This window comes from Mesorhizobium sp. C416B, from assembly GCF_030323165.1.
Classification (GTDB): domain Bacteria; phylum Pseudomonadota; class Alphaproteobacteria; order Rhizobiales; family Rhizobiaceae; genus Mesorhizobium.
Genome location: NZ_CP100471.1, coordinates 4443286 through 4467533, shown reverse-complemented (window position 1 = coordinate 4467533; position 24248 = coordinate 4443286). Strand labels below are relative to the sequence as shown.

The following is a 24248-nucleotide window of genomic DNA, read 5'->3' as shown; positions in this document are numbered from 1 at the left end:
GAACTGCCAGTCACCCCTGCCACACGCCCTCTTTGCGCAGATCGTCCATGGTCCGCGAAATGCCTTCGCGCAGGATCGCCACCATGTCGTCGATCTGCTCTCGCGTGATGATCAGCGGCGGCGACATCACGCACATGTTGATCAGCGGCCGGACCAGGAGGCCGAGTTCGTGGCAATGCGCGTCGATGCGCTTGCCGACATCCTTGTCGAGCTGCAGCGGATCCTTGCTTTCGCGGTCGGCTACGCACTCGACGCAGCCCATCAGGCCCATGCCGCGGACTTCGCCAACCAGCGGCAGTTCCTCCAGCGTCTTCAACTGCGCCTGGAAATAGGGCGCGACATCGCGCGTGTGGGCCAGCACGCTGTCTTCCAGGATATCGAGGTTCTTCAGCGCCACCGCGCAGCCGATGGGATGACTGGTATAGGTCAGGCCATGGCCGAACATCGCATCGGGATGGTTGGAACGGCGCATTTCCTGAAGCAGCCGCTCCGAGATGATGACGCCGCCAAGCGGGAAATAGCCTGATGTAACGCCCTTGGCGAAGGTGATCATGTCGGGGTCGATGCCGAAGCCATCGCCGGAGGCAAAGACATGGCCGAGCCGCCCGAAGCCGGTCACCACCTCATCGGAGATATAGAGGATATCGTTGTCCCTGCAGATTTCGCGAATGCGCTTGAGATAGCCATCCGGCGGCACGACGACGCCGCCGGATGCCTGCACCGGTTCGCCGACGAAAGCACCGATCTTCTCTGCGCCGACGCGGGCGACCGCATCGCGAAACTGATCGACCAGGAAATCGCAGAAGGCGGCGATGTCAATGCCTTTCGGCCGCCGGAACGGGTCTGGCGAGGACAGTTTGACGACCAGATCGTCGGCGCCGTCCATCCAGTCGCGGTCGCGCGGCCGGCCGTTGAGCGAGGCCGACAGATAGGTCGAGCCGTGATAGGCGCCGCCGCGGCTGAGGATCAGCTTCTTTTCCGGCCGCCCGCGCACATTGTTGTAGAACTGCATGAAGCGCAGTGCCGTCTCGACAGCCGACGATCCGCCGGTGGTGAAGAAGGTATGGCTGAGATCGCCCGGCGCATGATCGGCGAGGCGCTTGGCGAGCTCGGCCGACGGCGCATTCATCGTATACCAGGGCGTGTTGTAGGACAGCATCATCGCCTGGTCGTACATCACCCTGGCCAGCTCCTCGCGGCGGTGGCCGACATTGATGCACCACATGCCGGCCGGCCCGTCGATCAGTCGCTTGCCTGTTACATCGGTGATGTAGATGCCATCGCCCTCGCCAATCAGCGCACGCGCTTCATTGCCGACCGAGCCGGCATAAGGCCAGGGCTGGATGAGATGGCGCTTGGCCAGCTCGACCGCATCGCCACCGTCAGCCATTTCCATCGCTCTTAGGTCTCTTGCAGCCGCCATCATTGCCTCGCATCGTCTGAGCGTAATTTCACCGGACAGAAAGCGAAGCGCCAAGGGCAGGAAAGCCGGCATTCTTCACTTCATTTTGAATGTCCGTTCAATCAATATTACAGAAATAGCGCTTGATTTCAATGCACGGATGCGCTCATGATGAAAGAAAGCAGGCAAGCTTGGAGCGCGCACCAGCAAAGCGCGCTCCGCAAAAATTGGGAACAGGCAGCCGGCCCGGTCAATGGGAGCATCATGGCGGAACAGTTCGAGCCAGCAACCGAGATCACGCCCGGGTCGCTGCAATGACGGTAGCTGCCGAAGGGGTGCCCACGCGACGCATGACGCGAGCAAGGCGAAACGCCCTTCTGCAGTCCGAATCCGTCCAGGGCCTTGCCCTGATCAGCCCGACCTTGGTCTACGCTTTGATCCTGCTGCTGGTGCCGATCCTGGTGGTCTTCGCCCACTCCTTCTGGACGCAGAACTACCTCACCATCGACCATACATTCACGCTGGAGAATTATCGCATCGCGCTGACCGAGCCGATCTACCGCGATCTTCTGTGGCGCTCGCTCTACATTTCCCTGACGGTGAGCTTTTTCACCGTCATCCTCGCCTATCCGATCGCCTATTTCATCTCGTTCCATGGCGGTCGCCACAAGAGCCTGTGGCTGTTCCTGATTACCATCCCGTTCTGGACCAGCTATCTCCTGCGCGTGATGTCATGGAAAGTCATCCTCGGCTATAATGGCGTGCTGAATTCCGGCCTGATGGGCCTCGGCATCATCGACGAACCATCGACCGCGCTACTCTACAATTCCAGCGCCGTCATCATCACGCTCACACACGCCTGGGCGGCCTTCGCCATCCTGCCGATCTTCGTTTCGCTCGAGAAGGTCGACCGCACCTTGGTCGAGGCTGCCACCGATCTCGGCGACGGCCCGCTGCGCTCCTTCCTGCGCGTGACGCTGCCGCTGTCGGCGCCGGGCGTCATCTCGGCCGCTCTCATCGTCATGATCCCCACCGTCGGCGACTACGTCACCCCAAGGCTGGTCGGCGGCAAGGATGGCGTGATGATCGCCAATGCCATCGAGTCGCAGTTCCATAAGGCCTCCAACTGGCCACTCGGCGCGGCACTGTCCGTGACCACCATGCTGGTCGTGACGCTGATGGCGGGCGCCACCGTGCTCATCATCCGCGCGCTGCAGAGGCTGGCGCGATGACAGCGAGGCGGCGCCTTTTTCCCGGCGGCTGGCTGTCCGCCTACGCCTTCCTCTACGTCGTCTTTCTCTATCTGCCGGTGATCTTCCTGCCGATCTTCTCGATCAACACCGCGCCGACGCCAAAATTTCCTCTCACCGGCTATACGCTGAAATGGTACCAAGACCTGCCGAAGACGCCAGCGCTGCTTGACGCCGCCTGGAACAGCCTGATCGTCGGTATCTCGGCATCGGTGCTGTCGACGCTGCTCGGCATCCTCGCCGCCCGCTCGATCACCCGCTACCGCTATCCCGGCCGCCGCACAATCAATGGCCTGATCATGGCGCCGCTGGTGCTGCCGGAAATCATCCTCGCCATCTCCATGCTGCTGGTCATGCTGCAGTTAGGCCTGAGCCTGTCGCTGTTCACCGTCGTGCTCGGCCATGTCCTGATCTGCATTCCCTATTCGATGACGGTGCTGACCGCCGGTTTCGAGGGCTTCGACCGCAGCCTCGAAGAAGCCTCCGCCGATCTCGGCGAGAGTGCCTTCGGCACCTTCCGGCGGGTGACGCTGCCGATGGTAGCGCCGGCGATCATTTCCAGCCTCCTGGTCTGCTTCACCATCTCGCTCGACGAGTTCGTCATCGCTTTCTTCCTGACCGGCACCGAGACGACGCTGCCGATCTATATCTGGGGCCAGTTGCGCTTTGCCGCCAAGCTGCCGGGTGTGTTGGCGCTGGGCACGCTGCTGCTGGTTGCCTCTTTCGTTTTGATGACCGTTGCCGAGATCCTGCGCCGCCATGCGGCCAGACGCACCCAGAGCGAGGGAGGCCTCTATGCCTGAGCAGTCCCGGGCCGAACGGCCTCAGGATGAGCCATCCAAGCAAGATAAGTCCGAGCGGGCCCAATCTGATCGACCCCAAACCGACCGAGCAATGATCGAAATCCGCAGCGTTACCCGCAGCTATGGGGCGTTCAAGGCGCTCGACGACGCCTCGCTGACCATCAAGGAGGGCGAGTTCTTTTCGCTGCTCGGCCCTTCCGGCTGCGGCAAGACCACGCTGCTGCGCATGATTGCCGGTTTCGACAACCCGACCAGCGGCTCGATCTCGGTCGGCGGCCAGTCGATGGAAGGCATCCCGGCCAACCGCCGGCCGACCAACATGGTATTCCAGAGTTATGCCATCTTCCCGCATCTCAATGTCGAGCAGAATGTCGCCTATGGGCTGAAACGGCTCAGGCTGGGAGGAACGGAAGAAAAGCGCCGCGTCGAGGAAGCGCTGGCGCAGGTGTCGCTCACCGGCCTCGGCAAACGCCTCGCCACCGAGCTTTCCGGCGGCCAGCGCCAGCGCGTGGCGCTCGCCCGCGCCTTGGTGATGCGGCCCAAGGTGCTGCTGCTCGACGAGCCGCTGTCGGCTCTCGACAAGAAATTGCGCGAGCAGATGCAGGTCGAACTGCGCCGCCTGCAGCAGGCGGTCGGCATCACCTTCGTGCTGGTCACCCATGACCAGTATGAGGCGCTCGCTATGTCCGACCGCATCGCCGTAATGTTCGGCGGCAAGATCGCCCAGGTCGCCTCGCCCAAGGAAATCTACCAGCGGCCGGTCAACCGCCAAGTCGCCGATTTCCTCGGCGGCATGAATTTCGTAAAAGCGCAGATCATAGAGGAGAATGCCGCCTCGCTGGTCGTCGACACGCTGGGCTTCGGCCGCGTCAGGACCGATAAGCCGAAGGCCTTCATGCGCAATGGCGGCGGCGCCACTCTGGGCATCAGGCCGGAGCGATTGCGCGTGCTGTGGGACAATGCGACGGCGAAATTCGAAGTGGCCGGCAAGGTGGTCGAACGCCACTATTTTGGCGAGATCACCCACCTGATCGTCGAGATACCCGGATTGGAAAAGCCACTGTCGGTCACCGAGACCAACGACTTCGGCGCCGACGATATCCCCGTCGGCACGTCGGTCCGCCTCGGCTACGATCCCGAGGCCCTGGTGGCGATGGCGGACTGAGCATGATCCCGAAAATTGGGAACCGATTTTCGGAATAAGATCATGCTCCATTAAGAATTTTAAGTTCCGTCGCGATCTGTTTGGCTGCGATCCGCCCCATCACGATGGCGCCTTCGACATAGCCCGGGAATGACGGCGACAGTTCCGACGATGCGAAATGAACAGGATCTGCGCCGGCACGGATCGTGCGCTCGGCATCCCGTGCCGTCACATCGACAATAAGGTCGCTGTAGGCGCCGCCGCTCCAGCGGTCATCGATCCAGTCGCGCTGGCTGAAATCGACACAGTCGGCCGCCTCCGGGCCAAGAGCATCCACAAGCCTTGCCGCGACCTCCGCACGCAGCGCCGCGTCCCCAAGCGGACGCCAACGCAGCGCCAGTGGTCCGCCGACGAAGACGACCAGCGCCGCATGTTGCGCATCCTTGCTGGCGTCACAGGCAAACAGACCTGGAAAGTCGCGCCACATCACCATGCCGCACAGGTCGCGCTCGCGCCAGAACGGCGTGGGATAGCGCACCAGGATCTTGATCACCGCGCCGCTTTCCCAGACGCCAAGCGCCTTTGCGAGAGCTGGCGGCAGAGCTGGTGCGAAATCGAGCTTCGCGGTCGTTACCGGCGGCAGCGCGACCAGCACCTTTCGCGCTTCGATGGCGCTGCTTGCCGCGATGACACGAACCCCTTGCGGCCCATGCTCGATGCGCGTCACCGGTTGGTTCAGCCAAACCCTGTCGCCGAGATCTCCCGCCATGTCCTCGGCCAGCGACTGCATGGTTTCGCGCAGCGAATATTGCAGCTCCGGCACCTCGTTGGTGATACGCCGGTCATTGTCGATCAGGTACCACAGCGGCACCTTGTCCATCGCCAGGCACCACAGTCCTTCGATCATCGACCGGAAAGCCGTCTTGGCGTCAGTGGGATCAGGCTGGCGTTCGAGCCAGGCGGCAACACTCATGCCGGCGATCGAGGGATCGTCCGGCTCGATCGCATTCATGCGCTCTCGGATGGCCATCGCGCCATGATAGGTCCGTTCGGCCTGTTCGACCGACAGCGATGGATGGGTGATGAAATCGCCATTCACATAGGTTTCGACGAAGGCCTTGCCACGGGACGCGGCCAGCGCCGTCACCTCCGGCATGTCTTCGCAGAAAAACTGGCCGCCGCTGTCGATGCGCTCGCCAAGCCCGTTGCGAATAGCCTCGACCCTGCCGCCGACGCGGTCGCGTGCCTCGAGCAGCACGACATTGATGCCGGCCTTTCTCAGCTCAAGCGCAGCCGACAGGCCGGTGAAACCGGCGCCGACGATGACGACATCGGTTCTTTCAGTCCTGTCGCTCAATAGCCGGCCTTGATCTTCTCGAATTCCGTGACCATGCGCTGCTTGAGCTCAGGCGGCACCGGCTGCTGGAACAGCGTCTTGTCCAAGAACTTGTCGAGATTGTCGAAGCCACGGTCGCTCAGCACCTGATGGTCGATCGCGGCCATCCCGGCGCTGTTGCCGTGGCCGTAGCCGAAGGTCTTGACCAAGTAATCGGACACGGCATGCGCGTTGACCGCACTGAGGAAATCATAGGCCTGATCGAGCTTGCCCGGCGCGTCCTTCATCAGCACATAGCCGCACACCCAGGTGGATATGCCTTCCCTGGTGTCGCGGTTCATGGCGATCGGCATGCCTTGGCCCTTGAGCGTCACGAAGGTCTCATTCCAGCCCCAGACGAGGTCGACCTCATTGCCGGTAAAGGCCTGGTTGAGGTCGGTGTCGTCGGTCCAGTAAAAGCGGATGTTCTTGTGGACGTCACGCAGGAAGGCGGACGCCTCCTGGAACTGCGCGTCGGTCATCTTGGTCCAGTCCTTGAGGCCGATGACCAGGCTGGCCAGCGCATAGGCGTCATCGACATTGTCGCCGATGGTGACGCGGCCCTTGAATTTGGGATCGGCGAAAATCTTCAGCGACTGCGCTTCCTCCGCCGTGACCTTGTCGGTGCGGTAGAGCAGCGAAGTGTTGCCCCAGTCGAACGGCATGAACCAGGCCTTGCCGTCGGCGGTGACGGCGAGATCCTTCATCGCCATGATGCCGGGATTGAGATCCTTCCAGCCGGCGATCCGGGAGGTGTCGAGCGGTTGCAGAATGCCGGCCGCGCGCCACTTGGTCACGCTTTGCGAGCAGGGGTGGGCGATGTCGGCCTTGAAGCCGGCGCGCATCTTCTGGAACGCTTCCTCCTCGTCGCCGAAGAAAGCAAAGGTCGGCTCGGCGCCGTATTTGGCGGTGTAGTCGGGGTGCAGCAACGGATCTTCATAGCCTGACCAGTCGAACACGACGAGGTCGCCGCCGCCTTCGGCATAAGCAAGCACGGCGCCGGCGCCTACTGTAAGAGCAGCGGCAAGGGCGAGGCGGCGAAGCATGGAATTCATGGCGCGAAACTCCTCATCGCGAAAAGCGGCCGGGCGACGTTACGGAATTTCAGCGGCCTTGGCGAGACCGTCTGCCCGGCGCACTGACAGGCAGACGGAGGAGGCCGGACAGAGCTTTAGTAGCCTGCCTTGATCTTCTCGAATTCGGCGATCATCTTGAGCTTGAGCGACGACGGCACGGGCGATTGGAACAGGGTCTTGTCGACGAATTTCTGCACGTCGTCATAGCCCTTTTCTTTCAGGATCGCCGGGTCGACGCCGGCCATGCCCTTGGCGTTGGCCTGGCCATAATCCCAGTCCTTGACCAGCACCTTGGCGGTCTCGGGATCGTTGATCGCGTTGAGGTAGTCATAGGCCTTGTCGACATTGCCGGGTGCGTCCTTGAACAGCACGTAGCCGCAGACCCAGGTCGAGATGCCTTCGTCCGTATCCTTCTTGGACTTGATCGGCACACCGGCAGCGACGGATTGTACCGTGGCATCGTTCCATGCCCAGGCGAGATCGACCTCGCCGCCGCTCAGCAACTGCACGACGTCGGTGGTATCGGTCCAGTAGGAGCGGACATTTTTGTGCACCTGACGCAGGAAGTCGGAAGCCTGCTTGAACTGGTTGTCCGTCATCTTGGTCCAGTCCTTAAGCCCGATGGCAAGGCTGGCCAGCGCATAGGCGTCGTCGACATTGTCGCCGATTGAGACCCGCCCCTTGAACTTGGGATCGGCGAAGGCCTTCAGCGACTGCACATCCTTCGCGTCGATCTTGTCGGAGTTGTAGGTGAGCTGGGTGTTGCCCCAGTCCCACGGCATGAACCAGGCCTTGCCGTCCGAAGTGGTGGCCAGATCCTTCATCGCCATGATGCCGGGATTGAGATCCTTCCAGCCGGTGATCTTCGAGGTGTCGAGCGGCTGCAGCAGCCCCGCCTCACGCCACTTTGTCACGCTCTGCGAGCAGGGATGGCCAAGATCGGCCTTGAAACCGGAGCGCACTTTCTCGAAGGCTTCGTCCTCGTCGCCGAAGAAGGCGAAGGTCGGCGAGTCGCCGTTCTTCTCGACATATTTGGGGTGGAAGCTCGGGTCCTCATAGCCGGACCAGTCGAACACGATCAGGTCCTTGTCGGCGGCGACCGCAATCGCCGCGGCCGAACCAGCCAGCGTCGCCGTCAGCGCCAATGTCAGTGTCAGGCGTCGGGTTATTCTTTTCATGCTGTTCCATCCTCTTTGTCATTGCATTGCCGACTCGACTGGCCGGCTTCTGGTTATCCGTAGTGCTTGGGAAAGGCGGCTGCGAGGAACGCGTTGGCCGCTTGCAGCGCGGTTTCGCGCGTGGTGTCTTCGGTTCCCATCATCAACCGCAGCCACAGGCCTTCCAACATGGCTGACAGCGCCAGCGCCATCACCTGCGGCTCATAGGCATAGCCGCCGCTCTGCTTGAGCGTCGCGCAGAGGTCGATGAAGACCTGCTGGTAATATGCGTCGCGGGAACTGCTCAGCGCCTGATAGACCGGCCGCGACTTGGCCTCGCCCCAGAAAGCGAGCCAAGCGGCGAGCTTGCGCTTGTTGCAGATCGAGCGGTCGAAGTCGGCCCAAACCAGAATCTGCAATTGGCGGGCTGGGTCATCACCGGCTTTCCGCAGGGCAGCACGCCAATGTGCCGAATACTCGTCATACATATACTGCAGGGTGGCGATCAGCAGCTTCTCTTTGCTCTCGAAATGAAAGTTGACGATGCCGCGCGACAGGCCGGCGCCATCGGCGACATCGGCCATCGTCGTCTCCGCGTAGCCGCGCTTGGCCAGCGAATCGATGGTCGCTTCGATCAGCTGCTGTTGCCTGACCTCCTTCGACGCCTTGCGGCCGCGTTTTTCCGGTTCGGTTTCTCCAGACGTGTCGGAGGATCGCTCTTCGCGCGCAGCTTTCATCGGTGCCGTCATGCTCCACATTGCCGGCTATCCCACGACAGCCGGCTTCCACCCGCGAAGATGAGTGGGACGGTGCTCGCCACTGTCAAGCACCTTCTTCATGGCCTCCCAGGTCTTGATGTTCTTGTCGATATAGGCCGCTCCGACCGCGGCTGCCGCCGTCTCGTAGAGCGGGCCTTTCAGCCTTTCCAGCTCGCCGCGCGCGACCTTGCGATACCAAGAATTGCGGTCTCTGACGGCGACATCGGCAAAGCCGGCGCTGCGCATCGCTTGCGCATAGCGTGCCGGCGAGGCCATGGCGAAGGACAGGCCTTCGGCCGCGACATAGGCCTTCATCTCAGATGACGGCTCGCCGTCATGGCCGATCAGCCAGTCGGAGGCGGCAAAGACGCCGCCCGGTTTCAGCACGCGGAAGAATTCGGCAAACAGCGCGTCCTTGTCGGGCACATGCAAAAGCGCGTCCTTGGAGAACACAACATCGAAGGCGCCATCGGTGAAAGGCAGCGCTCCGGGCGGCGCCTGGACGAAGCTGGCGCGGTCTGAAAGCCCTCGTACAGCAGCCCGCTTTCTGGCCGCCTCGATCACCGGCCGCTCGATGTCGAAGCCGGTGGCATGAGCGGCACCGTGGCGCTCGACCAGATGCAGCGCGATGCCGCCGGAGCCGCAGCCGATGTCGAGGATCGTCTTGCCCCTGAGCGACAGCCCTTCGACCACCCGGTCGACCTCGTCTGGTCCGCCCGGCGACAGATAACCCTCGCCCCACAGCGCCTCGAGGAAGCGGATCGCGGCGTCGTCATATTCCGGCTCGCCATCTGCCGTTTCGATCATCAGACCTTAAGTCCCATCAGCCGAATTGCGCAGGTTCGAATGCCGGCAAAGCGTAGCGTATTAACAGGAAAACGCAATATCATTTGTTGAACATTCATTCAGAACGGCTGGACAGAATAGCCGCTGCCGTGCCAAATTCCGCGCATTCGGCGACAAATCACGCGAAAAATGAAGGGTCGAGCACCATGAAGGCTGGGCGCGAATGAAAGCTTGGGATGCGATCGTCATCGGCGGCGGACACAACGGCCTGGTCAACGCCAGCTATTTGCAACGCGCCGGGCTCGACGTGCTGGTGGTGGAAAAGAACGACTGGGTCGGCGGCGCCGCTACCAGCCGCGAGCTGACGCCGGGCTTCCTCTACTCCAACTGCTCCTATGTCTGCTCGCTGTTTCGCCCCGAAATCATGCGCGACCTCGAACTGCCGCGCTTCGGCTTGCAGGTGATTTCCTATGAGGGCGGCGCCGTGTTCACGCGCGATGGCGACTACCTCGCCAACTACCGCGATCACGATGCGCACCGGCGCGAATTTGCCCGCTTCTCCAGGCGCGACGCCGAGGCCTATGACCGTTATTCGCGCGACGTGACGCGGCAGTGCCGCTTCATCCAGCCGCTGCTGATGCGCACCGCACCGGACCCGACCAGTCTCAAGCCGCGTGACCTCGGAGAGCTTCTCTATCTCGGCAAGAAATTCGCCGGCCTGTCATCAGAAGAAATGGCGCTGACGCTGCGCTTCTGGACCATGTCGATCTCGGAATTCCTCGACGAATATTTTGAGACCGATGTCATCAAGGCGAACTTCGCTTTGTCCGGCATCATCGGTACCGCGCTCGGGCCGATGTCGCCCGGCACAGCCTACGTGCTGCTGCACCATTATATGGGTGAGGTCGACGGCTCGGTCGGCGCCTGGGGCTATGCGCGCGGCGGCATGGGCGCCGTCACCAAGGCGCTCGCCGCTTCCTTCAAGGCGTCCGGCGGCACCATCCGTACCGGCGCCGAGGTCGACCATGTGCTGGTGAGCCGAGGCAAGGCCAAGGGCGTGGTGCTGGCTGGCGGCGAGGAGATTTACGGCAAGCTCGTCGTCTCCAACGCCGACGTCAAACGCACATTCCTGAAACTGGTCGAGGAGAAGGAACTGCCCGACATTTTCCTGCGGCGGGTCAGGAACTTCAAGATCCGCGGCTCCTCCGGCAAGGTCAACATCGCGTTGGATTCTCTGCCGGAATTCCCGGCACTGCCGAAGGATTCACCCGTTTATCGCGGCGACATGCATTTCACCGATTCCATGGAGCGCATGGAGCGCGCCTATGACGACTGGAAGGCCGGTCGCTGGTCGGCCGACCCATTCCTCGACATGGTCATCCCAACGACGCTCGACCCGACCATGGCGCCGCCGGGCAAGCATTTTATGAGCTGCTTCGTGCAGTACGCGCCGCCCAAGGTGAATGGCCAGGACTGGACCGATGCCGACCGCGACGGTTTCGCTGAAAGCGTGGTTGCGCAGATCGCGGAATACTCGCCAGGCTTCCGCGACCGCATCGTCCATATGGAGGTGCGCACGCCACGCGAGATCGAGGCCGAGGTTGGGCTGACCGAAGGCAATATTTTCCAGGGCGAGCTGACCTTCGACCAGCTGCTGTTCAACCGGCCGGTGCCGGGCTACGCACAATACCGCTCGCCGGTCGGCGGGCTCTATATGTGCGGCTCCTCGACACATCCCGGCGGCGGCGTCATGGGCGCACCCGGCCGCAATGCGGCAGCCGAGATCCTGCGCGACCTCGCCAAATCGACCTCCCATATGAGCCCGGCCCATGACGTCATTTGATGCCATTATCATTGGCGGTGGCCACAACGGCCTTGTCGCTGCCGCCACGCTGGCCAAGGCCGGCCGCAAGGTGCTGGTGCTGGAAGCCGCTGGCGATGTCGGCGGCGCGGCCCGCACCGAAGAGTTTGCGCCGGGTTTTCGGGTCTCCTCGATCGCGCATGTGCTGAACCGCCTGCACCCCGACGTGGTGAAGACATTGGAGCTGGAGAAACACGGGGTGCAGGTCACCCGTACAGACTTCATGCCGTCGGTCGCCTTGGCGAAGGACGGCCCGCCGCTTGTCCTGCATGGCGCCTATGGCGAAGTGCTGACCGGCTCCACTCCGTCCGAGCAGTCCGCCTGGAAGGAATTGCGCGCCCAACTCATGCGCTATGCCGGCATCCTGAAACCGTTCCTGTCGCGGCGCCCGCCCGATCTCGGTGGCATGTCGCTGCTTGAAACCGCAGCGCTCGGCCAGACGGTCGTGGCGCTGAAAAAGCTCGGCAAGGAAGACATGCGCGACTTCCTGCGCGTTCTCCTGATGAACGTCGCCGACCTGCTCGACGAGCAGCTTGCCGATATCAGGCTGAAGGTTCGACGCCACGCTTGGTAGCCATCTCGGCCCGCGTTCGCCGACCTCCCTGCTCGGCCTCTACTATCGGCTGGCCGGCGAGACCGGCGGTGCGGCAGGGGCACAGATGCTGCCGAAAGGTGGCATGGGTGCGGTCGTCGCCGCGATCCGCGCGGCCGCGGAGCAAGCCGGCGTCACCATCCGCACGGCAGCGCCCGTGGCCAGGATAGTCGTCGAGAAAGGCCGCGCCGTCGGCGTGACCCTCGACAGCGGCGAGGTGCTGCAAGCCAGAACCATCATCTCCGCCATCAACCCGGCGACCACCATGCTCGGCCTGGTCGGGTCACGCGAGATCGGCACCGGCTTCGTGCGCAAGGTGAAGAACATTCGCATGAAGGGCGATGCGGCCAAGCTCCATCTGGCGCTCGACCGGCCGCCGCACTTCGCCGGCGTCGACGCCGCCAGCCACAAGGGCCGTCTGGTCATCGCGCCCTCGGCCAACCATGTCGAGCGCGCCTTCAACCCGTCAAAATATGGCGAGTTCTCAGCCGAACCGGTGATGGAGATCACACTGCCGTCGCTCTCCGACCCGTCGCTCGCGCCAAGCGGCGCCTACGTGCTGTCGGCGATCGTGCAATACGCGCCTTATGCGCTGAAAGAGGGTTGGGATGCCGGCAAGCCGAAATTCCTCAAGGCTGTTATGGCGCAGCTCGAAGCGTACGCCCCCGGTATCGGCAAGTCCGTGCTGCATGCCGAGCTTTTGACGCCAGCCGATATCGAAGCCAATTGCCGCATGCCGGGCGGCCATTGGCACCACGGCGAATTGCGGGCCGACCAGATGTTGATGTCGCGGCCCGTCTCCGGCTGGTCGGGCTACGACACGCCGATCGAGGGGCTGTTCCTGGCCGGCGCCGGTTCGCATCCGGGCGGCGGCGTTTCGGGTGCTGCCGGTTTGAATGCGGCGCGGCGCATCATCGCGATGAAGGGATGATCTGATGTTTCAGCCAGTCAACGCCGCACTTTACGGCGAAGGAATGCCGTCATGACGAGTCCGATCAACAACGCCGCCCGCACCACAGCGCAGTCGCATTTCCGCACACTGCGTCTCGGCACGCCGTTCCAGCCGCGCATCGATGCGCTGGCCAAAACTCAGGACTGGTACAATTGGGCCGGCTATCGCGCGCCGCGTTCGCTGTGGGACGAGGAACTCGAATATTTCGCCATCCGCAGCCAGGCGGCTTTGTTCGACATCTCGCCGATGACCAAATACCGCATCGAGGGGCCGGATGCCGAAGCCTTCCTCGATCGCGTCACGCTGCGCGATGTCACCAAGCTGAAACCGGGCCGCGTCCACTACACCGCATGGTGCGACGACGAAGGTTTTGTCCTCGATGACGGCACGCTGTTCCGGCTGTCGCCGACCCGCTTCCGCCTGTGTTCGCAGGAGCGGCACCTGCCCTGGCTGCTCGACAGCGCCATCGGTTTCGAAGTGACCGTCGAAGAAGAGACTGAAAGCGTCGCTGGTCTCGCTCTGCAAGGCCCAACCTCCTTCGCCGTGCTGCGCGAGGCCGGCTTTGCCGGCGTTGAAAAACTCAAAGTGTTCGATCTCGCCGAGTTCCCGCACGATGGCGGCACTATCACCATCTCGCGCACCGGCTTCACCGGCGATCTCGGCTACGAACTGTTCGTGCCGGCCGAAAAAGCGCTCAGCCTCTGGGACCGCCTGATGACGGCAGGCGAACTGCGCGGCATCCGCGCCATCGGCTACGCCGCCCTCAACCGCGCCCGGCTGGAAGCCGGCCTCATCGTCGCCAATGCCGACTTCACCACCGCCGAGCATGCCATTCGCGCCGACCGTCTGCGCATGCCGGACGAGATCGGTCTCGGCTTTATGGTCGATTTGGGAAAAGGCCATTTCAATGGAAGCCGCGCCATGCTCGAAGCGCGCGCCAAACGCAAGCTGCGCCATGTGCTGGTCGGGCTGGAGATCGAAGGCAACATCCCGGCCGAACACGCCATCGTCTATCACAAGAAGCATCAGGAGGTCGGGCTGGTCAGCGCCGCCATGTGGTCGCCGATGGCCAAGCGCAATATCGCCATCGCCTCGCTGACGCGTCCCTATGGTGATAGGATGGTCGAAGACCTCTGGGTCGAGATCTACGCAATGCGCGAGTTGCAGTACCAGAAGCTAATGAAGCGGGCCAAGGTGGTGGCCCGTCCCTTCATCAAGCTCGACCGCCGCACCGCCAATCCGCCGGCGGATTTCTGATCATGGCCGACGAACCGGATGATGAGGCGGAAGCCGCCGAACAGTGGCAGCTGGTCAACACGCCGCTCGGCGAAAAATGGTCGGGTCGCGCCCGCTATGCCGCCGCCATGTACTTCTACAAGCGCGGCGAAATGAGCGCCGAGACGCTCGAAGTCTACCGCATCTGCGCGCGGCTCGACTGGGAGAACCCGCTGCCGATGATCAGGGATCGCGGCGGCCAGGATTGGCTGAAGCGCATGGGCGCTTAAGCCTCAGCCTATGGTTCTTTCGAGAACGCTCAGCCAGTTGCGATAGGCTATCTTCTCGATCAACGCGCGTCCGAAACCGCGCGCGGCCAGCGCATCTATCAGCTTCGGCAGACCGGCAACGTCGCCGATGACGGCCGGAATCATCGCCCCGTCGAAATCCGAGCCGAGACCGACGCCGTCCTCGCCCAGCGCCTGCAGCAGCGAGTCGACATGGCGCACCATGATGTCGAGGCTGGTGTCCGAATTCATCCGTCCGTCTTCACGCAGGAAGCCGGTGGCGAAGTTGAGCCCGACCATGCCGCCGGTCTCGCGGATAGCGCCGAGCTGCCAGTCCGTCAGGTTGCGCGAATGGGTGCACAGCGCATGCACGTTGGAATGAGTGGCGACCAGCGGCGCATCGCTGAGCGCGGCGACATCGCGAAAGCCCTTTTCGTTGAGATGTGACAGGTCGACCATGATCTTGAGCTGATTGCAGGCCTTGACCAGCGCCTTGCCGGCATCGGTCAGCCCCGGTCCGGTATCGGGCGACGACGGAAAGCGGAACGGGACGCCATGGCCGAAGGCGTTGGGTCGGCTCCAGACAATGCCGAGCGAGCGCAGGCCGGCTTCGTAGAGCACGTCGAGCAAGGTAAGTTCGGGATCGATCGCCTCGACGCCTTCGATGTGAAACACCGCTGCGATCGAACCTTTCGCCATCGCCTCGCGAATGTCACCGGCACTGCGGCAGACGGTCAGCGCCCCCGCTCGCTCCAGCCGAAACAGGATCGAGGCCATGCCGATGGTGGAATTGAGCGCATCAGCGCGTGGCAGTTCCGGCGGCAATGGCTCATTGTCGCTCGGCGCCGGCGGCACCGCAGAGCGTTTGCTCTTCTCGACCGGCGGTGGAAAGATCGCGAACATGCCGCCGGCAAAGCCGCCCTTCTTGGCGCGCGGCAGATCTATATGACCGCCCTGCGTCCCCTCGATGAACAGCTTTTCGACGTCTGTGTCTTTCGACTGGTAAAGTCGCAGCAGCGTGTCGTTGTGGCCGTCGAAGACGGGGACGAGATCGGGTTCGGTCATTAGGAAGCCATTCGGTCAATTGGCAGGAGCGGACGAACCGCGGCGAACTGTGTACTTAGGCAAGAAGGCCGAACTGCGCAAATGCCAGAGAGGTGTTCGCTCTTGTGGCTGAGCGACTCCGACCACCTGCCGGGTCCCCGCTGCTTCGCAGCGTCCCGGCGTTCGCCGGCCTTTCATCGTGCCACCGGCACGATGAATTCGCCTTCGGCGACCGACAACTCACCCCACAAGGGAAGAAGGGAAAAAGGTCTATTGCTTCAGCACATCCGCCCATTCCGGATGGCGGCGGAACTGGGCGTTGGCGAAGGGGCAGAGCGGGATGATCTTCTTGCCCACTGCCCGCGCATCCTCGACGGCGCGGGTGACGAGCCGAAGGCCGGCGCCCTGGCCGCGAAACACGTCCGGCACTTCGGTGTGATCGATGATGATCTGGTGCTCGCCGACCTTGGTAAAGGTCATCTCCGCCTCGGCGCCGCCGGGTCCGCGCAGCACATAACGTCCCTTCGAGCCGCGGTCCTCGAGTTCGATCTTAGGCAATTCGTCAGGCATCGCTTGCTCCTTCAACCGGCACGGCAGCGAAAAGCCGCCTTGCCGCTTCGATCTCGTTTGGCCGAATTTCGTGGCCGCCATCGTGCCACTCCACTGTGACATCGGCGCTATCGGCACGCAAATAGGCTTCCAGCCGCGACGTCAGATTGGGCGGGCAAATCGGATCGCGTTTGCCGGCGGTGACCAGGATGCGGCGTCCGGCAAGGCTGCCCTGCACCTGCGGTTCGAACGGGATCAGCGGGTGCAACAGCACCGCCGCATCGAACAGCTCGGGCGCGGCGAACACTACGGACGCCAGGATGTTGGCGCCGTTGGAATAGCCGAGACCCAAGACCGAAGATGGCCTTGCCGCTGCCACCTGCGCCTTGATGAAACCGGCCATCTTGCCGGTCGCCCGCGCGAGGTCGTCCATGTCGTAGACGCCCTCGCCGGTGCGGCGGAAGAAACGCGCCGCACCATGCTCGGAAACATCGCCGCGCGGCGATACGATCGTCGCCTGTGGCGCGAGGTCGCGCCCGAGCGACAGCAGCTGGCTCTCGTCCGCGCCGGTGCCGTGAAAGACGAAGAGCAGCGGGCCGCCGGGCGAACCCGGCAGCGCCTTATGGATGTAAGCTTCCTTGCTCATCGTCTCAGCCTTCCAGCTTCTGCAGATGCTCTTCAAGATAGGGCCGCAGATGCTGGTGCTGCGTCGGCAGTTTCAGGGCTTCGCCGAGATGGGCGGTGTCCTCGTCGCGGTCGAAGCCCGGCTCATTGGTGGCGACTTCGAACAGCACGCCGCCCGGCGTGCGGAAATAGATCGCCCAGAAATAGTCGCGGTCGATCACCGGCGTTACGCCATAACCCGTATCGATCAGCGCCTTGCGCACTTGGAGTTGCTGGGCGCGGTTCTCCACCGCGAAGGCGACATGGTGGACCGAGCCGGCGCCGAGATTGGCAAAGCCCGCGGTAGGCAGCGATTCGATATCGACGACATCAGCGCCGTTGCCGTTCTTGATGGCGAGCCGGCTGACACTGCCGGACTTGTCCACTTGCTCATAGCCCATGAACTTCAACAGCTCTTCCGTGGCGCCGCCATCCTTCAATCTGAGCGAGACCGAGTGGAAGCCGCGTATCGCCTCATCAGCGGGAATGCCGCCTTTCAACCATGGCGCGCGGCTGTCCGCTTTGTCTTCGACCAGCGCGAAACCGTCGCCGTCGGGACCGGCGAAGGCCAGCCGCTTCTCGCCGAACGTCTCTTCGCGGGAGACACCCGCAACGCCTTCATCGGCGAAGCGCTTTTCCCAATAGCCGAGCGTGCCGGCCGGCACCGAATAGGCCGTGGTACCCACCTCGCCGACGCCGTGGCGGCCCCTGGCAATGTCGGGGAACGGAAAATAGGTCATCACCGAGCCGGGCGTACCGTGCTCGTCGCCATAATAGAGGTGATAGACATCTGGCGCGTCGAAGTTGACGGTCTTCTTGACCCGGCGCAGGCCGAGCTTGTGCGTGAAGAAATCATTGTTCTGGCGCGCATCGCCGGCCATCGACGTCACGTGATGCAGGCCCTTGATCTGGTCGAGCATTGTCTTGCTCCTTCCCTTCGGTTTGCGGCCCTTGCCGCTGTCCACGCCTATATGAGGGGCCGCCCGGCAATGGCAAAGGCGGCAAACTCAGAATGGACTGTATCCTAATAGTGAACAGCAGGAAATTTTCGTTCACCATTTAAGCAAGACCGACAGGCTTGCGCCGCAGCCAAATTCCGGTTCATTGAACGTCTTCCCGACGTGACAGGATAGAGCATTGGCCGCGAAAAGCAGACGCCCAAACATCCTATTGATCTCCTGCGACCAATGGCGGGGCGATTGCCTGTCGGCTGCCGGCCATCCCGTGGTGAAGACGCCGAATGCCGATGCGCTCGCCGCCGAAGGCGTCCTTTTCAAGCGGCATTACGGCGGCGCGGCGCCCTGCTCGCCGGCCCGTGCGTGCCTCTACACCGGCCTCTACCAGATGAACAATCGCGTTTGCCGCAACGGCACGCCGCTCGACGCCCGCCACGGCAACATCGCGCTTTCGGCCCGCGCCCTCGGCTATGATCCGACTTTGTTCGGCTACACCGACGTCTCGCCCGATCCGCGCACGATGGCGCCGGGCGATCCCCGGCTGAAAAGCTATGAGGGCGTGCTGCCCGGCTTCAGCGTGCGCCAGTTCCTGCCTGAGCATCAGAAACCATGGCTGTCATGGCTGAAGGCACGTGGCGTCGACACCAGCGCGGGCTCTCCCGGCATTCACCGTCCCATGGGCGGGGAAGCGGGCGACGCCGTGACCAGCGCGCCGCCCGTCTATTCCAGGGACGAGACGCCGACCGCTTTTCTTGCCGGCGAATTCATTCGCTGGCTGGACGAACAGGATTCGCCATGGTTCGCGCATGTCTCCTTCATCAGCCCGCATCCGCCCTTTGTCGTACCGCAGCCCTACAACACGCTGTATGATCCGGCGGACGGACCGCCCTTCCGCCATGTCGAGACTTGGCAGGCCGAGGCGCAAAGGCATCCCTATCTGGCTTACGACCTTGGTCGCCAGAAGCGGAGAAGCTTCCGCCCCGGCACCGACGGCCACGTGCGCGACTGGGGCGACGACAACATCCGGGCCATCCGCGCGATCTATTACGGCATGATCTCGGAGGTCGACGCGCAGCTTGGCCGCATCTGGCAAGCGATCAAGACGGCGAATGCATGGGATGACACCATCATCGTGCTGACTTCGGACCACGCCGAGATGATGGGCGACCATTTCATGCTGGGCAAAGGCGGCTTCTTCGACGGCAGCTATCACATCCCATTGATCGTGCGCGACCCACGACGCGGCAATGCAGCCGGCTCGATCGTCAACCACTTCACCGAGGCAGTCGACATCTTTCCGACTTTGCTCGATCTGCTTGACGCCGACGCCCAGCTGCATCTCGACGGCCGCTCGCTAAAACCGTTCCTGCAAGATGAACCGCCTAAGGATTGGCGCGACGCGGCGCATTGGGAGTTCGACTTCCGCTCGAGTGCCAGCGGTGAGGCCGAACGGCATTTCGGCATCGGCTCGCGCCAGTGCAACCTCGCCGTCATCCGTACGGAAAAATTCAAATACGTGCATTTCGGCGGCGGCCTGCCGCCGCTGCTCTTCGACATGGAGAAGGATCCGGGCGAACTGGCCAACGTTGCCGCCGACCCGGCCTATCTCAGCGTGCGGCTTGAATTTGCCGAGCGGCTGCTTGCCTGGCGCGCCGAGCATCTCGACCAGTCGCTGGCGCTTGCAGAGCTGACGGGCCAGGGGGTGGTGGGGTATGTGGGCAGGCAGTAGGCAGCAGGCAGCAGGCAGCAGAATGTTTCCGGCGGCCTGATGCCTAGTCGCTTGGTTTTTCGCCTACTGCCTAATCCCTACTGCCTATTCCCTTACTGTACCACCATCCGCTGCTGGTCGCGCTTCTCAGCATAGCTGCCCTTGTCATAGGCGGCCTGCGCCTGCAGCTGCTCCTTGGTGAAGTTGGTGTAGAGATATTTGTTGCCGTCCTTGTCGGTCATGAATTTGAGCTTGTCCATGCCGACCGCGACCTCCTTGGCGCCGACGCCTAGAAAGCCGCCGACATCGATGATGACGGCATCCGGCTTGCTGTCGGGCGTGAGCACGACGTCGCCGATCTCGCCGACCTTGGCGTCGTTGGCGCCATAGACGGTGGTGCCCTTCAGGTCGTCGCCTCTGATGTTACCGACCGGCATTTCGGTCAATGTGGACTTGTCGATCGCTGCCGTTTGCGTCGGATCGGTAGCCTTTGTCCCGGCCGGAGCTTCCGCGGTCTTGTCCGCTGGCTGAGCATTGTCAGCCGGTGCAACGGCCGTCGGGGCAGCCGGAGCAGTCGGCTGCGTCGCGTCGGAGGTTGTCGTCACGGGCGCCGGATCATAGGGCTTCCGGTCGAAATCAGGCTGCGCCTGCAGTTCCTCCTTGGTCGTCTGCGCCACCAGCCAGCGATCGCCGTTCTTTTCGGCCCACCGCGCCTTGGCGAAATCATAGGTGACGTTCTTTTCACCCATGCCGAGGAAGCCGCCGACGCCGATCACCAGCGACTGCGCCTTGCCATCCTTGGTCAGCACGATGTCGTTGACGTCGCCGATATTCTGGGCATCGTCGCCAGTGCCATTGTAGACATTCTCGCCGATGATGTTGGTTGCGAGATTGCCGTCAGCGCGTTTCACCGCCGGTTCTGACGGCGCGGCGTTGAGATCAACCGGCTTCTGCGGGTCGTTCTGCGCCGTGGAAGCAGGCGCCGAGGCCGGATCGTAGGGCTTACGGTCGAAGTCGGGCAGCGCCGTCAACGCTTCTTTCGTCGTCTCGGCGACGAGCCAGCGGTCACCATTCCTCTCGACCCATTGCAACTTGCCGTAGTCGAAGGCGACGTTCTTGCTGCCTATGCCGAGGAAGCCGCCAACGCCGATAATGGCGGATTTCGCCTGGCCGTTTTCATCGAGGACGACGTCGCTGACGTCACCGATCTTCTGCGCATCGTCGCCGGTGCCATTGTACACCGACTCGCCGATGATATTGGTCACCAGCGCGCCGTCGGCCTGTTGCGGCGCCGGCGCGATGGTAGCAGGGGCTTCAGCCGGCGCTGGGGTCGTCGCCGGGGCCGTCGTTGACTGCGCGAACGCACCGGTAGCGATCAGCGTTGCCAGTGCGGTCGTCGCGAACAGTGTGCGGATCATGATTAAGTCTCCTCTTGCGTGATCTCATGCGCGCCGCAATCGGCAAACCACTTGCCGGGAGACCGAAGGCGGCGCCTCCAATGGGATCACAACGTTGTGACAAGGCGCTTGTTCCGAAAAAACGGGAGCATCGAAATACCCTGGGCAAGTCCGCGGAATCGCCCGACATTCCCGCCCGGCCGATGGAACCTTTGCCAAGCTTGCCCGTTTCAGCCTGCGGCTGGCATTCCGGCCTTTAAAAAAGAATAAGGAGCGGGGCATGCGATTTGCAGCGGTGCTGAACCGGGACGGCGGCACCTTGCGGACCACCGATCTTTCCGCGCTAACGGACCGCATGCGCCAGACGCTCGAGGCGGCTGGTCACTCCATCGATATCGACATCGTCGCCGGCAAAGAGATTGTCGCGGCGCTCGACAAGGTCGCCGCGCGGCGCGACATCGACGTCGTGCTGGCCGGTGGCGGCGACGGCACCATTTCGGCCGCCGCGGGGCGGCTGATGAATGACAAGAAGGCGCTGGCCGTCCTGCCTGCAGGAACCATGAACCTGTTCGCCCGCGGCCTTGGAATTCCGCAGACCATCGATGGCGCGCTGAAGTCCTTTGCCGACGGCGAGATCATGGCGGTCGATATCGCGAGCGCGAATGGCCGGCCGTTCGTGCATCAGTTCTCCATCGGCCTGCACGCCAGGATGGTGAAGCTGCGCGACAATATGGAATTCGCCTCGCGCCTGGGAAAGATTCGCGCCTCGGCCAAGGCCGCTTGGACGACGATCAACAATCCTCCAGCCATGAAGGTGACATTGACGGTCGGCGAAGCCGAAATCGTGACCCGCATCAGCGGCATCGGCATTTCCAACAATCTGTTTGGCGAAGGCCATCTGCCTTATGCCGACAATCTTGCCGGCGGCGTGCTCGGCATCTATGTAACCGTGGCGCGGCAGCGTGGCGAGCTGGTCAGGGCGCTCTTCGACATGGCTCGAGGCAGGTGGCGCGACAGCGATCATGTCGAAACTCATCAGGCCGACAAGGCAATCGTGAAGATCCATACCGGGAGCAAGAAATTCGGCGCCGTCATCGACGGCGAACTGGTCAAGCTGGAGCGCGAAACGACAATCCAGATCCACCCTGGCGCACTGAACGTCCTGGTTCCGGCGCAAGCCGCCCAGGCGAAGGCCGCCTGATGCGATTACGAATGACGCGGAAAACCCTAGCCGCCCGACTGCCCCTCGCCGGCTGGCGCGCTCTGGTTGGCCGGCGCGCTCTGGCCGGTGGGCTGCCCCTGGCTTTCAGGGGTATCTGGATCGATCTTTTGGCCATAAATCTCGGCCGCTCCCCAAGCAATGAAAGCCAGGAGCAGCGCGGCGACCAATATGCGCAGGCCGTGCCAACCCCAGCGCCCCTGACGGGCTTTGTTTTCAGGGGCGATCTTGGTCATTGGCGGCGTTCCTGTCGTGCAACCGGGATGGTGGATAAAACCATCGCCGGTGAAACATGGTGGGGTAACGATTGCTTGCTACAAAAGTTCCGGCGCGCGACGGCCGCGCACGGTGCGCGCCACCGCGGGTGGGGCCTGCAAGCGAGGGGGCTTGGTGGATAGCAAGGTGGCGAAGCAGGCTGGTTTGCCGGTTGAGGTCCGCCGCGCCGTGGCGTCGCCGGAGCGGCTTGCCGTACTGCACGGGCTTGACGCGATCGACACCGACTCCGATCCCGACTTCGATCGCATCACCGGCCTTGCCGCCGCCGTGATGCGGGCGCCGATCGCGCTCGTCACGCTGCTCGACACCGAACGACAGTGGTTCAAATCCTGTGTCGGCTTCAACGAGACCGAAACCGCGACCGACATATCGTTCTGCGCCCATACCATTGCCGCCGGCGACGAGCCGATGGTGGTGCCGGATGCCAGCATCGACCCTCGCTTCTCCCGCAATCCGCTGGTCACCGGCGAACACCATGTCCGCTTTTATGTCGGCGCGCCGATGGTGGTCGCCGGCGCGCGCGTCGGCACGGTGTGCGTACTCGACCGGGAGCCGCATGAATTTCCGTCCGCTGCCGCGCTCGATCATTTGAAATCGCTGGCCAGCCTCGCCGCCAGCCTGTTTACCCTGAAGGACGCCACCCGCAGCGGCGCCATTGCCACGGCTGCTTTGGCGCAGGAGGAAAAGCGCCGAGCCATAGCGCTCGATGCCGCCTCGCTCGCCAGTTGGGCCTGGGATATCCGCACCGACATGATCGAATGCGACGTGCGTTTGTCGGAGCTGTTCAACCTGCCGCGTTCGAACCGGCTGCGGGCGCGCGACATTTTGGCCGCCATCGACCCGCGCGACGTCTACCAGACCGAGACGCGCTTTCGCGATGCCCTGACCGGCAGCGACGACTATTTCGGCGAATACCGGGTCAAAGGCTTCGATCCGCCGCGCTGGATAGTCACCCGCGGCCGCGTCATCGAGCGCGACGGCGAAGGCAAGCCGACGCTTATCTTTGGCGTCAACTACGACATCTCGGAACGCAAGCTCGGCGAGGACCGGCAAAGGCTGCTGCTGCGTGAGCTCAACCATCGGGTCAAGAACACGCTGGCCACGGTGCAGGCGCTGGCGACGCAGACCGTTCGCCACGCTCGCCGCCCAAGCGAATTCCTGGAAGCCTTCGGCGCCAGGCTGCAGGCGCTGGGCGCTGCCCATAACCTGCTGTCGGATCGCGAATGGCGCGGCATCGGTATTCGCGAACTGATGCAGATCGAGGTCAAGCCGTTCGATTCGGCAGAACGGCCGCGCATCGTGATCTCCGGTCCGGAGCTGCTGCTTTCGCCTGACCAGGCGGTGGGGCTCGGCCTGATCATGCACGAACTGGCCAGCAACGCGCTGCAATACGGATCGCTGTCGGTTGGCTCGGGGAAGGTCGATGTCGACTGGAAGGCGGCGGGCAAGAAAGGCGCGCGCCGCCTTGTGCTGACCTGGAGCGAAAGCGGCGGGCCGAAAGTCGACCCGCCGGAACGCCAGGGCTTCGGCTCTATCCTGATCCGCCGCAGCCTCGCCAAGGTTTTAGCGAGCGAAGTGACCCACGAATTCCGCAGCGAAGGCGTGTTCGCCGAAATATCGATGCCGCTTGAAGATCTGCCGGCTTAAAGCGCGTCACGCTGAAACGGATTCATACGACGCGCTTTAAGTCTTTGTTTTGATGCATGTCGTTGTCCCAGAACCGCGGCACACTTCTGGGCGACATGCATTAAAAGCGATTCCAGAAGTGCGAAGCGGTT

General features: G+C 63.0%; 22 protein-coding genes and 1 pseudogene. 11 read left to right on the top strand and 12 right to left on the bottom strand.

The features are described from left to right. Positions 1-10: 10 nt before the first annotated feature. Complete coding sequence (locus NLY43_RS21835; RefSeq protein WP_023701365.1) at positions 11-1423, bottom strand: aminotransferase; 1413 nt, start codon at positions 1421-1423, stop codon at positions 11-13. A 147-nt stretch (positions 1424-1570) separates the two neighbouring features. Here NLY43_RS21835 and NLY43_RS21830 point away from each other — a divergent pair, with 147 nt between their 5' ends. The 4 genes from NLY43_RS21830 to NLY43_RS21815 all read left to right on the top strand — a co-directional run bounded on the left by NLY43_RS21830 (position 1571) and on the right by NLY43_RS21815 (position 4620). After that, on the top strand, positions 1571-1720 hold the full coding sequence (locus NLY43_RS21830) for a hypothetical protein (RefSeq protein ID WP_023711685.1): 150 nt from the start codon (positions 1571-1573) through the stop codon (positions 1718-1720). After that, positions 1717-2634: an ABC transporter permease gene (locus tag NLY43_RS21825; protein WP_023701363.1), complete on the top strand. Its 918-nt coding sequence runs from the start codon at positions 1717-1719 to the stop codon at positions 2632-2634. The genes NLY43_RS21830 and NLY43_RS21825 overlap by 4 nt, the downstream gene beginning before the upstream one ends. Further along, positions 2631-3455 (top strand): ABC transporter permease, encoded by an 825-nt coding sequence (locus NLY43_RS21820; protein WP_023711684.1) that lies wholly within the window; start codon positions 2631-2633, stop codon positions 3453-3455. Before NLY43_RS21825 ends, NLY43_RS21820 begins: the two co-directional genes overlap by 4 nt. A 91-nt stretch (positions 3456-3546) precedes the next feature. Next, positions 3547-4620 (top strand): ABC transporter ATP-binding protein, encoded by a 1074-nt coding sequence (locus tag NLY43_RS21815; RefSeq protein ID WP_023690124.1) that lies wholly within the window; start codon positions 3547-3549, stop codon positions 4618-4620. A gap of 40 nt (positions 4621-4660) precedes the next feature. Here NLY43_RS21815 and NLY43_RS21810 read toward each other — a convergent pair whose 3' ends face one another. The 5 genes from NLY43_RS21810 to NLY43_RS21790 all read right to left on the bottom strand — a co-directional run bounded on the left by NLY43_RS21810 (position 4661) and on the right by NLY43_RS21790 (position 9772). Next, positions 4661-5956: a flavin monoamine oxidase family protein gene (locus NLY43_RS21810; protein ID WP_023711683.1), complete on the bottom strand. Its 1296-nt coding sequence runs from the start codon at positions 5954-5956 to the stop codon at positions 4661-4663. Then, positions 5953-7029 (bottom strand): extracellular solute-binding protein, encoded by a 1077-nt coding sequence (locus NLY43_RS21805; protein WP_023670074.1) that lies wholly within the window; start codon positions 7027-7029, stop codon positions 5953-5955. Before NLY43_RS21805 ends, NLY43_RS21810 begins: the two co-directional genes overlap by 4 nt. Before the next feature lie 116 nt (positions 7030-7145). Beyond that, on the bottom strand, positions 7146-8228 hold the full coding sequence (locus NLY43_RS21800) for an ABC transporter substrate-binding protein (RefSeq protein ID WP_023711682.1): 1083 nt from the start codon (positions 8226-8228) through the stop codon (positions 7146-7148). Between the two features lie 53 nt (positions 8229-8281). Next, positions 8282-8944 carry a transcriptional regulator BetI gene (gene betI, locus NLY43_RS21795; protein WP_023711681.1) on the bottom strand — a complete coding sequence of 221 codons (663 nt, stop codon included), beginning with the start codon at positions 8942-8944 and terminating at the stop codon, positions 8282-8284. Positions 8945-8971: 27 nt separating this feature from the next. Beyond that, positions 8972-9772: a class I SAM-dependent methyltransferase gene (locus tag NLY43_RS21790; protein ID WP_023711680.1), complete on the bottom strand. Its 801-nt coding sequence runs from the start codon at positions 9770-9772 to the stop codon at positions 8972-8974. A gap of 202 nt (positions 9773-9974) precedes the next feature. Here NLY43_RS21790 and NLY43_RS21785 point away from each other — a divergent pair, with 202 nt between their 5' ends. From NLY43_RS21785 to NLY43_RS21765, 4 genes and pseudogenes are all read left to right on the top strand, one after another. Continuing rightward, the gene (locus NLY43_RS21785) at positions 9975-11594 is read left to right on the top strand and encodes a phytoene desaturase family protein (protein WP_023711679.1); all 1620 of its coding nucleotides are present in this window, start codon (positions 9975-9977) and stop codon (positions 11592-11594) included. Further along, positions 11581-13135, top strand: a pseudogene (locus NLY43_RS32610) (phytoene desaturase family protein). Before NLY43_RS21785 ends, NLY43_RS32610 begins: the two are co-directional and overlap by 14 nt. Positions 13136-13186: 51 nt before the next feature. Continuing rightward, positions 13187-14413, top strand: coding sequence for an aminomethyl transferase family protein (locus NLY43_RS21770; RefSeq protein WP_023711678.1), 1227 nt, complete (start codon positions 13187-13189; stop codon positions 14411-14413). A gap of 2 nt (positions 14414-14415) precedes the next feature. Continuing rightward, on the top strand, positions 14416-14661 hold the full coding sequence (locus NLY43_RS21765; protein ID WP_023711677.1) for a hypothetical protein: 246 nt from the start codon (positions 14416-14418) through the stop codon (positions 14659-14661). 3 nt (positions 14662-14664) lie between these two features. Here the strand turns inward: NLY43_RS21765 and NLY43_RS21760 are convergent, their stop codons facing one another. The 4 genes from NLY43_RS21760 to NLY43_RS21745 form a co-directional block, all read right to left on the bottom strand. After that, positions 14665-15723, bottom strand: a complete 1059-nt coding sequence (locus NLY43_RS21760) for a dipeptidase (protein WP_023696417.1) — start codon at positions 15721-15723, stop codon at positions 14665-14667. A gap of 249 nt (positions 15724-15972) precedes the next feature. Next, positions 15973-16272, bottom strand: a complete 300-nt coding sequence (locus NLY43_RS21755; RefSeq protein ID WP_023696418.1) for a GNAT family N-acetyltransferase — start codon at positions 16270-16272, stop codon at positions 15973-15975. Continuing rightward, positions 16265-16897, bottom strand: a complete 633-nt coding sequence (locus tag NLY43_RS21750) for an alpha/beta hydrolase (RefSeq protein ID WP_023696419.1) — start codon at positions 16895-16897, stop codon at positions 16265-16267. Before NLY43_RS21750 ends, NLY43_RS21755 begins: the two co-directional genes overlap by 8 nt. A 4-nt stretch (positions 16898-16901) precedes the next feature. After that, positions 16902-17834, bottom strand: a complete 933-nt coding sequence (locus tag NLY43_RS21745) for a VOC family protein (RefSeq protein WP_023696420.1) — start codon at positions 17832-17834, stop codon at positions 16902-16904. Between the two features lie 217 nt (positions 17835-18051). On the opposite strand from NLY43_RS21745, the gene NLY43_RS21740 reads away from it, so the two are divergent. Then, a complete protein-coding gene (locus NLY43_RS21740; RefSeq protein WP_023696421.1) occupies positions 18052-19599 on the top strand; it encodes an alkaline phosphatase family protein in 1548 nt (515 codons plus the stop codon). Between the two features lie 92 nt (positions 19600-19691). Here NLY43_RS21740 and NLY43_RS21735 read toward each other — a convergent pair whose 3' ends face one another. Next, positions 19692-20996, bottom strand: a complete 1305-nt coding sequence (locus NLY43_RS21735) for a PRC-barrel domain-containing protein (RefSeq protein WP_023711676.1) — start codon at positions 20994-20996, stop codon at positions 19692-19694. 259 nt (positions 20997-21255) lie between these two features. Here NLY43_RS21735 and NLY43_RS21730 point away from each other — a divergent pair, with 259 nt between their 5' ends. After that, positions 21256-22176 carry a diacylglycerol/lipid kinase family protein gene (locus NLY43_RS21730; protein WP_023711675.1) on the top strand — a complete coding sequence of 307 codons (921 nt, stop codon included), beginning with the start codon at positions 21256-21258 and terminating at the stop codon, positions 22174-22176. Positions 22177-22202: 26 nt separating this feature from the next. Here the strand turns inward: NLY43_RS21730 and NLY43_RS21725 are convergent, their stop codons facing one another. Continuing rightward, positions 22203-22430 carry a hypothetical protein gene (locus NLY43_RS21725; RefSeq protein ID WP_023683960.1) on the bottom strand — a complete coding sequence of 76 codons (228 nt, stop codon included), beginning with the start codon at positions 22428-22430 and terminating at the stop codon, positions 22203-22205. Positions 22431-22596: 166 nt separating this feature from the next. Here NLY43_RS21725 and NLY43_RS21720 point away from each other — a divergent pair, with 166 nt between their 5' ends. Next, on the top strand, positions 22597-24117 hold the full coding sequence (locus NLY43_RS21720; RefSeq protein ID WP_502882145.1) for a sensor histidine kinase: 1521 nt from the start codon (positions 22597-22599) through the stop codon (positions 24115-24117). Positions 24118-24248: the final 131 nt, after the last annotated feature.